Annotated in this window: 14 protein-coding genes and 1 pseudogene; 10 read left to right on the top strand and 5 right to left on the bottom strand. The window is 66.8% G+C overall.

Features of this window, described 5'->3' with window-relative positions; genetic code table 11:
- The first annotated feature begins 48 nt into the window (after positions 1–48).
- Both QZM15_RS22525 and QZM15_RS22520 read left to right on the top strand, forming a co-directional pair.
- Positions 49–411, top strand: a complete 363-nt coding sequence (locus QZM15_RS22525) for a type II toxin-antitoxin system RelE/ParE family toxin (protein WP_302107267.1) — start codon at positions 49–51, stop codon at positions 409–411.
- Positions 408–731, top strand: a complete 324-nt coding sequence (locus tag QZM15_RS22520) for a helix-turn-helix domain-containing protein (protein WP_124658765.1) — start codon at positions 408–410, stop codon at positions 729–731. Before QZM15_RS22525 ends, QZM15_RS22520 begins: the two co-directional genes overlap by 4 nt.
- A 63-nt stretch (positions 732–794) precedes the next feature.
- Here the strand turns inward: QZM15_RS22520 and QZM15_RS22515 are convergent.
- Positions 795–1,160, bottom strand: a pseudogene (locus QZM15_RS22515) (DNA-deoxyinosine glycosylase); the annotation flags it as partial.
- Between QZM15_RS22515 and QZM15_RS22510 the strand changes: the two are divergent.
- Together QZM15_RS22510 and QZM15_RS22505 are read left to right on the top strand one after the other, a co-directional pair.
- The gene (locus QZM15_RS22510) at positions 1,110–1,919 is read left to right on the top strand and encodes a nucleotidyltransferase domain-containing protein (RefSeq protein WP_316252150.1); all 810 of its coding nucleotides are present in this window, start codon (positions 1,110–1,112) and stop codon (positions 1,917–1,919) included. The pseudogene QZM15_RS22515 and the gene QZM15_RS22510 sit on opposite strands and share 51 nt — an antisense overlap.
- Positions 1,903–2,319, top strand: coding sequence for a hypothetical protein (locus QZM15_RS22505; RefSeq protein ID WP_302107266.1), 417 nt, complete (start codon positions 1,903–1,905; stop codon positions 2,317–2,319). The genes QZM15_RS22510 and QZM15_RS22505 overlap by 17 nt, the downstream gene beginning before the upstream one ends.
- Before the next feature lie 35 nt (positions 2,320–2,354).
- Here QZM15_RS22505 and QZM15_RS22500 read toward each other — a convergent pair whose 3' ends face one another.
- From QZM15_RS22500 to QZM15_RS22485, 4 genes are all read right to left on the bottom strand, one after another.
- Positions 2,355–2,831 carry a DNA-deoxyinosine glycosylase gene (locus tag QZM15_RS22500; RefSeq protein ID WP_124861326.1) on the bottom strand — a complete coding sequence of 159 codons (477 nt, stop codon included), beginning with the start codon at positions 2,829–2,831 and terminating at the stop codon, positions 2,355–2,357.
- Entirely contained in the window at positions 2,831–3,427 is a 597-nt protein-coding gene (locus tag QZM15_RS22495; RefSeq protein WP_302107265.1) for a chorismate lyase, read from the bottom strand. The genes QZM15_RS22500 and QZM15_RS22495 overlap by 1 nt, the downstream gene beginning before the upstream one ends.
- An 8-nt stretch (positions 3,428–3,435) precedes the next feature.
- A complete protein-coding gene (gene htpG, locus QZM15_RS22490; protein ID WP_302107264.1) occupies positions 3,436–5,334 on the bottom strand; it encodes a molecular chaperone HtpG in 1,899 nt (632 codons plus the stop codon).
- A gap of 163 nt (positions 5,335–5,497) precedes the next feature.
- Positions 5,498–6,958 carry a PLP-dependent aminotransferase family protein gene (locus QZM15_RS22485; RefSeq protein ID WP_059583742.1) on the bottom strand — a complete coding sequence of 487 codons (1,461 nt, stop codon included), beginning with the start codon at positions 6,956–6,958 and terminating at the stop codon, positions 5,498–5,500.
- A gap of 239 nt (positions 6,959–7,197) precedes the next feature.
- Here QZM15_RS22485 and QZM15_RS22480 point away from each other — a divergent pair, with 239 nt between their 5' ends.
- From QZM15_RS22480 to QZM15_RS22455, 6 genes are all read left to right on the top strand, one after another.
- Positions 7,198–7,890 (top strand): VOC family protein, encoded by a 693-nt coding sequence (locus tag QZM15_RS22480; RefSeq protein ID WP_302107263.1) that lies wholly within the window; start codon positions 7,198–7,200, stop codon positions 7,888–7,890.
- A 54-nt stretch (positions 7,891–7,944) separates the two neighbouring features.
- Complete coding sequence (locus tag QZM15_RS22475; RefSeq protein WP_059646429.1) at positions 7,945–8,853, top strand: DMT family transporter; 909 nt, start codon at positions 7,945–7,947, stop codon at positions 8,851–8,853.
- A 152-nt stretch (positions 8,854–9,005) separates the two neighbouring features.
- On the top strand, positions 9,006–10,187 hold the full coding sequence (locus tag QZM15_RS22470) for a PLP-dependent aminotransferase family protein (RefSeq protein WP_302107262.1): 1,182 nt from the start codon (positions 9,006–9,008) through the stop codon (positions 10,185–10,187).
- A gap of 44 nt (positions 10,188–10,231) precedes the next feature.
- Complete coding sequence (locus QZM15_RS22465; RefSeq protein WP_006478174.1) at positions 10,232–10,690, top strand: RidA family protein; 459 nt, start codon at positions 10,232–10,234, stop codon at positions 10,688–10,690.
- Positions 10,691–10,703: 13 nt separating this feature from the next.
- Positions 10,704–11,588 (top strand): PhzF family phenazine biosynthesis protein, encoded by an 885-nt coding sequence (locus QZM15_RS22460; RefSeq protein WP_302107261.1) that lies wholly within the window; start codon positions 10,704–10,706, stop codon positions 11,586–11,588.
- Positions 11,589–11,804: 216 nt separating this feature from the next.
- Positions 11,805–14,144, top strand: coding sequence for an EAL domain-containing protein (locus QZM15_RS22455; RefSeq protein WP_302107260.1), 2,340 nt, complete (start codon positions 11,805–11,807; stop codon positions 14,142–14,144).
- Positions 14,145–14,320: the final 176 nt, after the last annotated feature.

Below are 14,320 nucleotides of genomic sequence, written 5' to 3'. Positions count from 1 at the left end.
TGCCTGCGCGGCCCTTGAAAATATATCCAAATAGGGATAAATTCGTCGATGGATCCATACATCAAACCGCTGTACTGGCTCGGCTCGGCGCGCAAGGATTTGAAGGTCATGCCCGAAACCGTGCAGGACACGTTCGGCTATGCGCTGTATCTCGCGCAGACAGGGCGCAAGCACGATCACGCCAAGCCCTTGACGGGATTCGGCTCGGCCGGCGTGCTGGAGATCGTGGAATCGGAAGACAACGGCACGTACCGCGCGGTCTACACGGTGAAGCTTGGAAACAGCGTCTACGTGCTGCACTGTTTCCAGAAGAAATCGCCGAGCGGCATCGCGACACCGAAGCCGGACAACGATCTGATCCGCGCGCGTCTGAAAGCGGCCGACGCACACGCACAAGGAGAAAGGCGATGATCGAAATCGAACAGGGCAGCGGGAACGTCTACGCGGACCTGGGCATGCGCGATGCCGACGAAATGCGGGTGAAGGCCCAACTCGCCGCGAAGATCGCGGAAATCATCAAGGCACGCAAATGGACGCAGCAGCATGCGGCCCGGCTGCTCGGCATCACGCAGCCGAAGCTGTCGAACATGCTGCGCGGGCAGTTTCGCGGCGTGAGCGAAACGAAGATGCTCGAATGCCTGGCGAAGCTCGGACGCGACGTGCGGATCGTCGTCGGGCCCGACCGTCGGTCCGAAGCCGAAGGGCACATCGAAGTCGTATTCGCCACCTGACGACAGCGTCGTTTCGATCGCTCCGATGCGCGGGCCGTCCAGGCTACCGGCGGCGCCGGCCGATCAAAGCACGATTCGGCGCCAGTGTTCGAGCTTCTGCTCGAACGACAGCATCGCATTCGCCGGGCTCGACGAAGGCAGCACGAGCGTCTCGTACCCGGCCTGGCCGATCACGTCGGCGAACCGCCCGGCCGTCTTGCCGTTGAAGCACACGCGCTTGAGCAACGGCGCATGCGCGCGCAGCGAATCGAAGTCGTTCGGCTTCGCGTTCCTGATCGCGGAATCCAGACTGCCCTGGCGATGGCATGCATCGAGGACGTCCCAGATGCCGATGCCGTGCGACAGCACGCGCTCGAGCCGCGCGTCGTACGGCAGTTCATGCAGCGTCGGTTCGCCGAGCACCGCGCCGAGCAGCCGCCAGAACTGGTTGGTATTTTGGTCAATTTGACATCTGGCCCATCACGGCTCGCCGTGGCCATCACCAACGTCTCGCGATATCCCTGCTATCTAGATCCGCCGAAACGGTCGCTCATCGAGCTAAAATTTGGCTCGATCGTGCTAAATTCTGGCTCGATCGTGCTATTCTCACGGCTTATGACAAAGCTCGGCGACGCCCTCTTTTCCAGTGCACAGCAACCCATTCTGGCCTGCCTGTTTGGGCAGCCCGAACAGTGGTTTCACGTCAAAGAGTTGATCCGGCTGACCAGTCTCGGTAGTGCCAGCGTCCAGCGTGAACTGAATCGTCTCGAAAAAGGTGGCCTCATCGAAACCAGACGCATCGCCAATCTCAAACAGGTGCGAGCGTTCGCCGGCAGCCCCATTTTTAGCGAGCTGCGTCTCATCATCCTCAAAACCTTCGGGGTCGTCGAGGTGCTCCGCGAAGCGCTGTCACCGCTGACCTCAGAGATACAACTCGCCTTTGTATACGGTTCGGTTGCCCAAGGCAGCGACCACGCCGGTAGCGACGTCGATGTTATGTTGGTCAGTGAGACGCTCAGCTATGGACAAATCATGGCCGCACTCGAATCGGCTGAAAGACAGCTCGGCCGCTCGGTCCAGATCACACAATACACTCACGAGGAATTTCTCGAACGGAAACGCAAAAGTCATCCGTTCCTCGCGGAAGTGCTGCGCCAACCGAAGCTGATGATTATAGGAACCGAGGACGACATTGACCGCATTGGATAACCTCGTACGCATCGGAAAACTCAAACCCCTTCCGGCGAACCGCGGCGAATTCGAGCATCTGCTCGGCCTCGCTCGAACCTTGCTCGATACCGTCACAAGCAGCAACGGAATGGCAACGGAGAGCCAGTTCATCCTCGCCTACGATGCCGCTCACGCCGCGTTACGGGCTCACGGATACCGGAGCGACGACCGATATCTGGTCTTTCAGTGTCTCGAACACACGATCGGCTGGCCGACCGAAAAATGGCGCGTGCTCGATACCTGCCATCGCAGGCGCAATGCGGCCGAATACGAGGGCAACATAGATCTTCCAGCGAGTCTGACCGCCGAGTTGGTTCGGCTCACTGCTGAACTCATTGAAACCGTATCTCTACTCGACCACCTGCTGCCGTCCACCTGATACTGCTTCGCGGGATACTCTGAATCCAACGAGTTTCAGGGACGAATCCCGCGCCACTGCTCCAGCTTCTGCTCGAACGACAGCATCGCATTCGCCGGGCTCGACGAAGGCAGCACCAGCGTTTCATACCCGGCCTGCCCGATCACGTCGGCAAAGCGCCCCGCCGTCTTCCCGTTGAAACACACCTTCTTCAGCAACGGCGCATGCTCGCGCAACGACGCAAAGTCGTTCGGCTTCGCATTCCGGATCGCAGAATCGAGACTGCCTTGCCGATGGCATGCATCGAGGACATCCCAGATGCCGATGCCGTGCGACAGCACGCGCTCGAGCCGCGCGTCGTACGGCAGTTCATGCAGCGTCGGTTCGCCGAGCACCGCGCCGAGCAGCCGCCAGAACTGGTTGCGCGGATGCGCGTAATACTGCGCGGCGTCGAGCGACGCCTCGCCCGGAAAACTGCCGAGGATCATCGTGTGCGTATTCGCCGCGACGACCGGCGGAAAGCCTTGCAGCATCACGCGTCTCCGTACGACCCGACGGATCGCGGCCCGTCGCCGTGCGCGGCGAGATGGCACCACAGCGCCGGCAACATGCACTCGGTCACCATCAGCGGCTTGCCGTGACGCTGGAACACCGAGCGCCGCGCGACAAACGCATGCGGCGCGCGCGCACCCTGCAATGCATGGCTCGCGAGCGCATACAACGGATGACCGGCGATCACGCGCCGGCTGACGAGCGCCGAGCGCTCGACCTGCGGATCGCTGTACAGCAGCTCCGCGAGCGGCCGCGTGCGCAGCCGCCGGATGGCCTGCCACACACCCTTGCTGGCCGCGAGCGGCGCGATGCTGTGCGCGGCGACGTACGGCGTGCCGTCGACCGACAGGATCACCTCGCGCACCCACATCGGCGCGCGCGGCGAACTGGCGAGCGCGTCCGGCTCGTCGAACCACGGACGGTCGACGGCCTCGCGCGTCACGCGCACGTTCACGCGGCCGAGCCGCGCGAGATGCGCGGTCAGCGATCCGCCGCGCGTCAGCCAGTCGCGCTGGTCGAGCGTGCAGCCAGGCCGCGGCGTCTCGCGCCAGCCGGCCTGCGCGCCGTCGAATCGCATGCGCGCGTTCACGCGGCGCGCGACAGCAGCAGCGCGTTGGTCCGCTTCACGAAGCTCGCCGGATCGTCGAGCATGCCGCCTTCGGCCAGCAGCGCCTGATCGAACAGCAGATGGCACCAGTCGCCGAAATCGGCGCTGTCGGCATTCAACTGCTTCACGAGCGCGTGCTCGGGATTGATCTCGAGGATCGGCTGCATCGCCGGCGCGTTCTGGCCGGCCGCCTTCAGCATCCGCTGCAGGTAGCCGCTCATGTCGTTGTCGTCCGCGACGAGGCACGACGGCGAATCGGTCAGGCGGAACGTGACGCGCACTTCCTTCACCTTGTCGCCGAGCGCTTCCTTCATCTTCTCGACGACCGGCTTGATCGCCTCGCCGGCCTGCTCCTGCGCCTTCTTTTCCTCGTCGTTCAGCTCGCCGAGATCGAGATCGCCGCGGGCCACGCTCGCGAGCGGCTTGCCGTCGAACTCGTGCAGGAACGACAGCATCCATTCGTCGACGCGGTCGGTCAGCAGCAGCACCTCGACGCCCTTCTTGCGGAACACTTCCAGATGCGGGCTGTTCTTCGCGGCCTGCCACGTATCGGCGGTCACGTAATAGATCTTGCTCTGCTCGGGCTTCATGCGCGACACGTAGTCGGCGAGCGATACGTCCTGCGCGTCGGTGTCGCCGTGCGTCGACGCGAAGCGCAGCAGCTTCGCGATGCGCTCGCGGTTCGCGTGATCCTCGCCGACGCCTTCCTTCAGCACCTGGCCGAATGCGCGCCAGAACGTCTTGTACTTCTCCTTGCCGGCGTCGTCTTCCGCGTTCGCGAGTTCCTCGAGCATCGACAGCGCGCGCTTGGTCACGCCTTCGCGGATCGCCTTCACGTCGCGGCTTTCCTGCAGGATCTCGCGCGACACGTTCAGCGGCAGGTCGGCCGAATCGACGACGCCCTTCACGAATCGCAGGTATTGCGGCAGCAGCTGCTCGGCGTCGTCCATGATGAACACGCGCTTCACGTACAGCTTCAGGCCGCCGCGATAATCGCGGTTCCACAGGTCGAACGGCGCGTGCGCCGGCACGAACAGCAGTTGCGTGTATTCGCTGCGGCCCTCGACGCGGTTGTGCGTCCACGTGAGCGGATCCTGGTGATCGTGCGCGATGTGCTGGTAGAACTGCGTGTACTGCTCGTCGGTGACGTCGCTCTTCGAACGCGTCCACAGCGCGCTCGCCTGGTTGACGGTTTCGTCCTCGTCCTTCAGGACCATCTCGCCCTTTTCCTGATCCCACTCTTCCTTGCGCATCAGGATCGGCAGCGCGATGTGGTCGGAGTACTTCTGGATGATCGACTTCAGGCGGTGCGACGACAGCAGGTCGTCCTCGCCTTCGCGCAGGTGCAGCGTGATCGTCGTGCCGCGCTGCGCGCGCTCGATCGCGTCGATCGTGAAATCGCCCTCGCCGGCGCTTTCCCAGCGCACGGCCTCGTTCGCCGGCAGGCCGGCGCGGCGCGTTTCGACGGTGATCTTGTCCGCGACGATGAAGCCCGAGTAGAAGCCGACGCCGAACTGGCCGATGAGCGCCGCGTCCTTCTGCTGGTCGCCCGACAGCTTCGTGAAGAATTCCTTGGTGCCCGAACGCGCGATCGTGCCGAGGTTCGCGATCGCCTCGTCGCGGCTCATGCCGATGCCGTTGTCGTCGATCGTGATCGTGCGCGCGGCCTTGTCGAAGCCGATGCGGATGCGCAGGTTCGGATCGTTCTCGTACAGCGCGCTGTCCGCGAGCCCTTCGAAACGCAGCTTGTCGGCCGCGTCGGACGCATTCGACACCAGTTCGCGCAGGAAGATTTCCTTGTTGCTGTAGAGCGAATGAATCATCAGGTGGAGGAGTTGCTTGACCTCTGCCTGAAAGCTCATCGTTTCATGTGCCATGGATGCTGTTTCCTCTTACTTGAACTGAAAAGGGGTGACGCCGGCGCCCGGCGCGCGATGCCGGCGGACCCGTGACGTATGACCGCCTGGCGCCAACGGTTTGCGCGCGTATCTGGGGACGGCGCGCGGCATTTCAAGAGCCGGCCCCCCGCGCCGCGCCGCGTCACGACGCGCGCCGCACCGCCGAGTCGATGTAGCCCGCCAGCAGCCCCGGCAGCGCCGGATCGCCGCAATTCGCGACGTTGAAGCGCATCCACGTGGACGGCGACTGCTGCGGCGAGAACAGGCTGCCCGGCGTCAGCAGGAAGCCGGCTTCGTGCGCGACCGCCGCGAGCGCGTCCGAATCGACGCCCGTATCGGCCCACAGGAACATCCCGGCCGCCGGCATCGTGAAGAGCCCGAGCCCCGTGCGCTCGAGCATCCGCGCGGTCTTGTCGCGCACGCCGTCGAGCCGCGCGCGCAGCCGCTCGACGTGGCGCCGGTAATGCCCTTCGGTCAGGATCTTGTACAGCACGCGCTCGTTGAGCTCGGGCGTGGTCATCCCGACCAGCATCTTCTGGTCGGTCACCGCCTTCGCGATTTCCGGCGCGCACGCCACGTAGCCGACCCGCAGGTTCGCCGCGAGCGTCTTCGAATAGCTGCCGAGATAGATCACGCGCTTCAACTGGTCGAGGCTCGCGAGGCGCGTGGCCGGATAGCTTGGCGGGCACAGGTCGCCGTACACGTCGTCCTCGACGACGAGGAAATCGTAGGCCTCCGCGAGCTTCAGGATCCGGAACGCCTGCGCGGCCGACAGCGACGTGCCGGTCGGGTTCTGCAGCACCGAGTTGATCACGAGCATCTTCGGCCGCCACATCTGCACCAGGGTTTCGAGCGCGTCGAGGTCGGGGCCGTCGGGCGTATACGGCATCCCGACGAGCTGCGCGCCCTGCGCAGCGAAACGGCCGAACATCTGGAACCACGCGGGATCGCCGACGATCACCGCGTCGCCCGGTCGCATGTAGATCCGCGAAATCAGGTCGATCGCCTGCGTGATGCCCGACACCAGCACGATCTGTTCGGGCTTCGCGCCGATCTCGACTTCGGCCAGACGCGTCTGCAGTTGCTGGCGCAGCGGCAGGAAGCCCTGCGCGGTGCCGAAGCCGAGCATCTGCGCGCCCGACTGACGCCCGAGCGCGCGCAGCGCGCCGGTGATCAGCTCGCCGTCGAGCCAGCGGCCCGGCAGGTAGCCGAGGCCCGGGCCCTTCTCCGGGCTGACGGTGTGCAGCATGTTGCGCAGCAGCCAGACGACGTCGATCGTGTTGTGCACGGGCGCGGCCTCGGCCACGCGCGCGACGCCGTCGGCCGGCTGCGGGCCGGCGCCCGTGCGCTCGCGCACGTAGAAGCCGGAGCCGCGCCGCGAGTCGAGGTAGCCCTGCGCGACGAGGCGCTCGTAGGCCTCGACGACGGTGAAGCGCGACACGCCCTTGTCGAGCGCGAGCTTGCGGATCGACGGCATGCGCATGCCGGGACGGAACACGCGTTCGTCGATCCGCCGCCGCGCCCACTGGACCAGCTGGTCGACGAGCGTGAGCGTGGCGGTGTCGTGCGGCGCGGGAATCTGGGCGAGTGGGACGGTGGACATGGTGGACATGGGCGGCGGCTCCAACTGTACCGAAGGCTATCGCGCCGATTGTACCGTTACTGTGCCGGTAGCGACGATTACAGTTGACCGGAATGGCGATCGTGCGGCCGCCGTTCCGGCCGCGCCATACCAGGCGCCGCGCCCGCCGGCCCGCATCGCGGCCGGTGCGCCGGCCGGCCCGGCCCCCGCCCGGTACGTCGTCCGCCTACCATGACACTTTCGCTTCCCGACCGACGCTCATGCCAGCCCGCTCCCTGACACTCGACCATCTCGTGATTGCCGCGCGCACCCTCGACGCAGGCGTGCGCCATGTCGCCGACGCGCTCGGCATCGAACCGGCCGGCGGCGGCCGCCACCCGCTGATGCGGACCCACAATGCGCTGTTCGGCGCGTGGGGCGGGCTCTACCTCGAAGTGATCGCGATCGACCCCGATGCGCCCGCGCCGGGCGACGATGCGAAGCCGCCGCGCGCGCGGCTGTTCGGGCTCGACGATCCGGCGATTCAGGCTCGGCTCGCGCAGGGCCCGTTTCTCGCGCACTGGGTCGCCCGCGTCGACCGCCCGCGCCAGCTTGCGCTGTGGCAGCGCCAGTACCCGGCCCGCATCGCGCCCGTCGTCGCGATGCGGCGCGGCGACCTGAGCTGGGGCCTCACGGTGCCCGACGACGGCAGCTTCCCCGCATGGCAAGGGGCGGGCGACGGCCTCGTGCCGTCGCTGATCCAGTGGGACAGCCCGCGCCATCCGGCCGACTCGCTGCCGAACGACGGCGTCGCGCTGAAGGCGCTCAAGGGCGCCCATCCGCGTGCGGATACGGTCCGCGAGCAACTCGACTGGCTCGGCGCCGCGCACCTGCTCGACGTCGAATCCACCGACGGCCCGCCCGCGCTCGTCGCCGAATTCGACACGCCGCAGGGCACGCGCACGCTGCGCTGAGCTCGCTGACGCCCGTTCCATTACACACACCCAGCAAGACGGAGACACCCACGAATGAATTCGCGCGAAACCCGCGGCATGCTGCTCGGCCTCATCGGCGTGATGATCTTCAGCCTGACGCTGCCGATGACGCGGATCGTCGTATCCGAACTCAATCCGCTGCTCAACGGCCTCGGCCGCGCGCTCGCCGCCGCCGTGCCGGCCGGCCTGCTGCTGTGGTGGCGCCGCGAGCCGCTGCCGACCCGCGCGCAACTGAAGAGCCTCGCGATCACGTCGGCCGGCGTGATCATCGCGTATCCGGTGTTCTCCGCCTGGGCGATGAAATCGGTGCCGGCCTCGCACGGCGCGGTGGTCAACGGGTTGCAACCGTTGTTCGTCGCGCTGTACGCGGCGTGGTTGTCGCACGAACGGCCGTCGAAGGCGTTCTGGGCCAGCGCGGTGGCCGGCAGCGCGCTCGTGATCGCGTTCGCGCTGCGCGACGGCGGCGGCACCGTGCAGGCCGGCGACGCGCTGATGCTCGTCGCGGTCGGCATCGGCGCGCTCGGCTATGCGGAAGGCGCGCGCCTCGCGCGCCAGATCGGCGGCTGGCAGGTGATCTGCTGGGCGCTCGTCGTGTCGGCGCCGTTCCTCGTGCTGCCGGTCGGCTGGCTCGCGTGGACGCAGCACGCCGCGCATCCGGGCCCGCTCGCCCTGCGCACGTGGCTCGCGTTCGGGTACGTGACCCTCTTTTCGCAATTCATCGGCTTTTTCGCGTGGTACGCGGGGCTCGCGATGGGCGGCACCGCGCGCGTCGGCCAGGTGCAGCTGCTGCAGATTTTCTTCACGATCGCCTTTTCCGCGCTGCTGTTCGGCGAAACGGTCACGCCGTCCACGTGGCTGTTCGCGGCGGCCGTGATCGCGACCGTGGTGCTCGGGCGCCGCTCGGCGGTGGCCACGGCACCGCGCCCCGCTCGCGCCGGCTGATGAGGTGCGCCATAATGGACGCTTTGCCTGATCGGTATTGCCTACCCAGCCGCGAAGGCTTCATCGTGCTCGCGCTCGCCCACCCGGCGGCGTCGAAGCGATCCGCCCGAACGACCTTTCTTGACTGACCACGATATCCGAACGAGGAGACTATGAATCCGAGCGACCTGCATCCGCCGCACTGGCAGCTTTCCGAACGCGCCCGCAAGCTGACGAGCTCTGCGATCCGCGAGATCCTGAAGGTCACGGAACGCCCCGAGGTCATCTCGTTCGCCGGCGGCCTGCCCGCTCCCGCGACGTTCCCGGCGGAACGCATGCGCGCCGCCGCCGACCGCGTGCTGCGCGACGCGCCGGCCGCGGCACTCCAGTACAGCGCGACCGAAGGCTACCTGCCGCTGCGCGAGTGGATCGCCGAGCGCTACAGCGTGCGCGTGTCGCAGGTGCTGATCACGACCGGTTCGCAGCAGGCGCTCGACCTGCTCGGCAAGGCGCTCGTCGATCCGGGCAGCCCGGTCCTCGTCGAAACCCCGACCTACCTCGGCGCGCTGCAGTCGTTCTCGCTGTACGAGCCGCGCTACGTGCAGGTGCCCACCGACGAGCAGGGCCTGCTGCCGGCAGGTCTTACCCCCGAACTCACGCAAGGCGCGCGCCTGCTGTACGCGCAGCCGAACTTCCAGAACCCGACCGGCCGCCGCCTGCCCGTCGAGCGCCGCCGCGCGCTCGCCGCGTTCGCGCAGTCGAGCCCGTTCCCGGTGCTGGAGGACGATCCGTACGGCGCGCTGAACTACCAGGGCGAGCCGCTGCCGACGATGCTGTCGATGGCGCCCGACCACGTCGTGCACCTCGGCACGTTCTCGAAGGTGCTCGCGCCGGGCCTGCGGATCGGCTACATCATCGCGCCCGAGGAACTCCACTTCAAGCTCGTGCAGGCCAAGCAGGCCACCGACCTGCACACGCCGACGCTCACGCAGCGCATCGCGCACGAAGTGATCAAGGACGGCTTCCTCGACGAGCACATCCCGACGATCCGCGAGCTGTACAGCGCGCAGTGCGACGCGATGCTCGGCGCGCTCGCGCGCCACATGCCGGAAGGCGTCACGTGGAACCGCCCGGAAGGCGGGATGTTCATCTGGGTGAACCTGCCCGCGCAGATCGACAGCATGAAGCTGCTCGCCGCGGCCGTCGACAACCACGTCGCCTTCGTGCCGGGCGCGCCGTTCTTCGCGGAGAACGCGCAGCAGAACACGCTGCGCCTGTCGTTCGTGACGGTGCCGCCCGAGAAGATCGAGGAAGGCGTCGCGCGTCTCGGCAAGCTGCTGCGCGAGCGCCTCTGATCCCCCTTTTTCCCTGTCACGACTCTCTACGAGGAATCGAACGCATGGCTAACGTCTACGACAAACTGAAGTCGCTCGGCATCGAGCTCCCGACCGCCGGCGCGCCGGCCGCCGCCTACGTGATGAGCGCGCAAAGCGGCAACACGGTGTACCTGTCGGGCCACATCGCGAAGAAGGACGGCAAGGTCTGGGCCGGCAAGCTCGGCGCGGATCTGCAAACGGAAGACGGCAAGGCGGCCGCCCGCTCGATCGCGATCGACCTGCTCGCGACGCTGCACGCGCACACCGGCGACCTGAACAAGGTCACGCGCATCGTCAAGCTGATGAGCCTCGTCAACTCGACGCTCGACTTCACCGAACAGCACGTCGTGACGAACGGCGCATCGGAGCTGATCGCCGAAGTGTTCGGCGACGCGGGCAAGCATGCGCGCTCGGCGTTCGGCGTCGCGCAGATCCCGCTCGGCGCGTGCGTCGAGATCGAACTGATCGCCGAAGTCGCGTAACGCGCGCGTCGCGATGGCCGGCCGTCTGGTTCGCTTCAAGCAGGTCGACGTGTTCACGTCGGCGCCGTTCAAGGGCAATCCGCTCGCCGTGGTGTTCGACGCCGATTCGCTCGGCGACGACACCATGCTCGAGATCGCCCGCTGGACGAACCTGTCGGAAACGACGTTCCTCTGCACGCCGACCGATCCGCAAGCCGACTATCGCGTGCGGATCTTCACGACGGGCGGCGAACTGCCGTTCGCCGGCCACCCGACGCTCGGCACCGCGCACGCGTTCCTCGAAAGCGGCGCGCGGCCGCGCACGCCGGGCCGGCTGATCCAGCAGTGCGGGGTCGGCCGGGTCGCGCTGCGCGAGCAGGCCGGCGGCTGGGCGTTCGCCGCGCCGCCGGCGCGCGTCACGCCGCTCGACCGTTCGGACTACGCGGCACTGGCCGCCGCGCTGCGCAGCGACGCGCTCGACCTCGATGCCGAGCCGTGCGCGGTCGACAACGGCGCGCCGTGGCTGGTCGTGCGGCTGAAGTCGGCCGACGCGTGCATCGGCCTGTCGCCCGACCCGGCCGCACTGGCGGCACTGACCCGCCGCTACGGCGTGGATGGCCTCGCCGCCTATGCACCGCACGCCGAAGGCGGCCCCGCGACGTTCGAGATCCGCTGCCTGATGACGGGCGGCACGTTCGGCACGCCCGGCGAGGATCCCGTCACCGGGAGCGCGAACGCCGCGCTGGCCGGGCTGCTGACGCGGCAGGAACGCCGCCCCGGCCCGTCGTATACGGCCCGCCAGGGCACGGCGATCGGCCGCGACGGCCGCGTCTTCGTCCGGTACGACGAAGACGGCACGACCTGGATCGGCGGCCAAGTCGTCACGGTCGTCGACGGCACGTTCCGTTCACCCCACTGACATTTCGCGATGTGCGATGGTACGGGCGCGTCCGGCGCCCCGCGCTTTGCCCAACTATCGCAAAAACGTTCCAACCAGTAATATCGGGCCTAATCCGTTGTTTCGGAGGTCTGTCCATGGTTGCGCGTCCCGCGAACGAACAGACGTCGGGACAATCCGAACCATAGCCGGCCATCCAGACGGATGGCGCACGCGAGCAGGACGCCACCCTCTTCGATGAGCTCCGCCCGGTCCAATCACACGCCGCCGAACCGGCCGCTGCGCGCGCCGCGCAAGTCGCGCCGGCGTGCGCTGTTTGCCATCCCGCTGCTCGGGATGCTGGCGCTTGCGCTGCTGTGGGCCGTGATCATCGCGCGCCTGTCCGTTGAAAAGGACAGTGCGTACAAGGAAGCGGCGGCTTCCGCGGCGATCCTGTCGTCCGCGCTCGAGCAGCATACGGTCAAGGCGATCCACCAGGTCGACCAGATCACCCGCTTCGTCAAGTTCGAATTCGAGAAATCGCCGGCGCGCTTCAATCTCGCGAGCGCCGTCGAGAAAGGCGTCGTGCCGAGCGATACGCTGATCCAGGTGTCGCTCGTCAACGCGAAAGGCATCCTGTTCGCGAACACCGCCGAACTCCATCCGCAGCCGATCAACCTGTCCGACCGCGAGCACTTCAAGGTCCACCTCGCGCACAACGACGATCGCCTCTTCATCAGCAAGCCCGTGCTCGGCCGCGTGTCGAGCCACTGGACGCTGCAGATGACGCGGCGCCTGAACAATCCGGACGGCAGCTTCGCCGGCATCGTCGTCGTATCGGAAGACCCGAGCTACTTCACGAACGATTTCTACAACAACGCGGCCATCGGCAAGGAAGGCGTGATCGCGGTCGTGTCCGACACGGGCGCAGTGCTCGCGCGGCGCACGGGCTCGGTGAACAACGCGCCGGGCGCGTTCTCCGCGTCGGGCGTCTACCCGATCGCGGAGCGCGTGACCGGCACGATCATCGATCCGATCGACGGCGTGACGCGCATCGTGTCGTACCGCCACCTCGACGGCTACCCGCTCGCGGTGATGGTCGGGCTGTCGCAGACGGAAGAGTTCGCGGACTACACCCACACGCGCAACGTTTACCTGCTGATGACGAGCTTCATCACGCTCGCGATGCTCGCGTTCTTCGGCGTCGCGACCGGCCTGATCGGCAAGCTGCTCGGCCGCGAGCGCGAAATGACCCAGCTTGCCGAATACGACCTGCTCACCGGCCTCGCGAACCGCTATGCGACGCTGCGCGGGCTGCGCAACGACGTGTCGATGCCCGCGAGCCTGTCGCGGCTCGGCCTGCTGTTCATCGATCTCGACAACTTCAAGACCGTCAACGACACGCTCGGCCACAACGCCGGCGACATCGTGCTGCAGATGACCGCGTCGCGCCTGGCCAATGCGGTCGGCGACGAAGGCTCGCTCGCGCGCATCGGCGGCGACGAGTTCGTCGTCGTGATGAAGGGCGACGACGTCGAGCGGCGCGCGGTGCGGCTCGCGGAAGCGATCATCCGGATGTTCAGCGAGCCGTTCGACGTACGCGGCAGCTCGTTCGTGCTGCATGCGAGCATCGGCATCGCGCTGCACACCGTCGCGAACGAAAGCGAGATCGACCTGCTGAAAAAGGCCGACCTCGCGATGTACAGCGCGAAGGACGCCGGCAAGAACTGCTACCAGTTCTATGCGCCGCACCTGTCGCATCGCGCCGACCACCTGATGCGCTGGGAACAGCAATTGCGCGTCGCGCTCGCCGAGGGACAGCTGTTCCTCGCGTACCAGCCGAAGATCGACCTCACGCACCGCACGATCACCGGCTTCGAGGCGCTCGCGCGCTGGGACCATCCCGAGCACGGCGTGATCTCCGCGAACGAATTCATTTCGATCGCCGAATCGACCGGCCTGATCGTGCCGATCGGCGACTTCGTGATCCGCACCGCGTGCGAGCAGATCGCGCGCTGGCGCGACGAAGGCCATGACACACTGACGCTCGCGGTCAACATCTCGCCCGTGCAGTTCTGGCGCGGCGACCTGATCGAGACGATCTCGCAGGCGCTGCACGACACCGGCATCGACGCGAACCGGCTCGAGATCGAGATCACCGAAACCGCGATGATGGAATATCCGGAACTCGTGTCCGAGAAGATCGTCGCGCTGAAGAAGCTCGGCATCCGGATCGCGCTCGACGATTTCGGCACCGGCTATTCGTCGCTGTCGTACCTGCACCGCTTCTCCGTCGACACGCTGAAGGTCGACCGCTCGTTCGTGCAGGCGATTCCGAACGATCGCAGCGTGTGCGTGATGGTGTCGTCGATCGTGCATCTCGCGCGCTCGCTCGGGCTGACCGTCGTCGTCGAGGGCACGGAGACCGAGGAGCAGATCACGTGGCTGTCCGCGCTCGGCGAAATCGAGGCGCAGGGCTTCCTGTTCTCGCGCCCGGTGCCGGCCGACGCGATTCCCGCGCTGATCGCACGCTTCGGCGTGCGCGGCGAGCGCCTGAACGTCGTCGCGCAACGCGCGACCGGCAGCACGGGCAGCTGAACACCACACCGCTGCCGCCGCGACGCGGGTTGCGCGCCGCCGCAATTGTTACGTTTTCCGATCCGATCGTTTAGTTCATTAACTAGCGTTTTCGCGCATGGTAGTGTCACGATGCGCGGCGGACAATCGGGAGGGCCGACGTGTCGGCGGGCCGCCGGCACGGCCCTACGCGAAAG

The organism is Burkholderia sp. AU44665, from assembly GCF_030504405.1.
In the GTDB taxonomy this organism is placed as follows: domain Bacteria; phylum Pseudomonadota; class Gammaproteobacteria; order Burkholderiales; family Burkholderiaceae; genus Burkholderia; species Burkholderia semiarida.
Note: the sequence above shows the minus strand (reverse complement) of the source record. Positions and strands in the feature narration are given on the sequence as shown.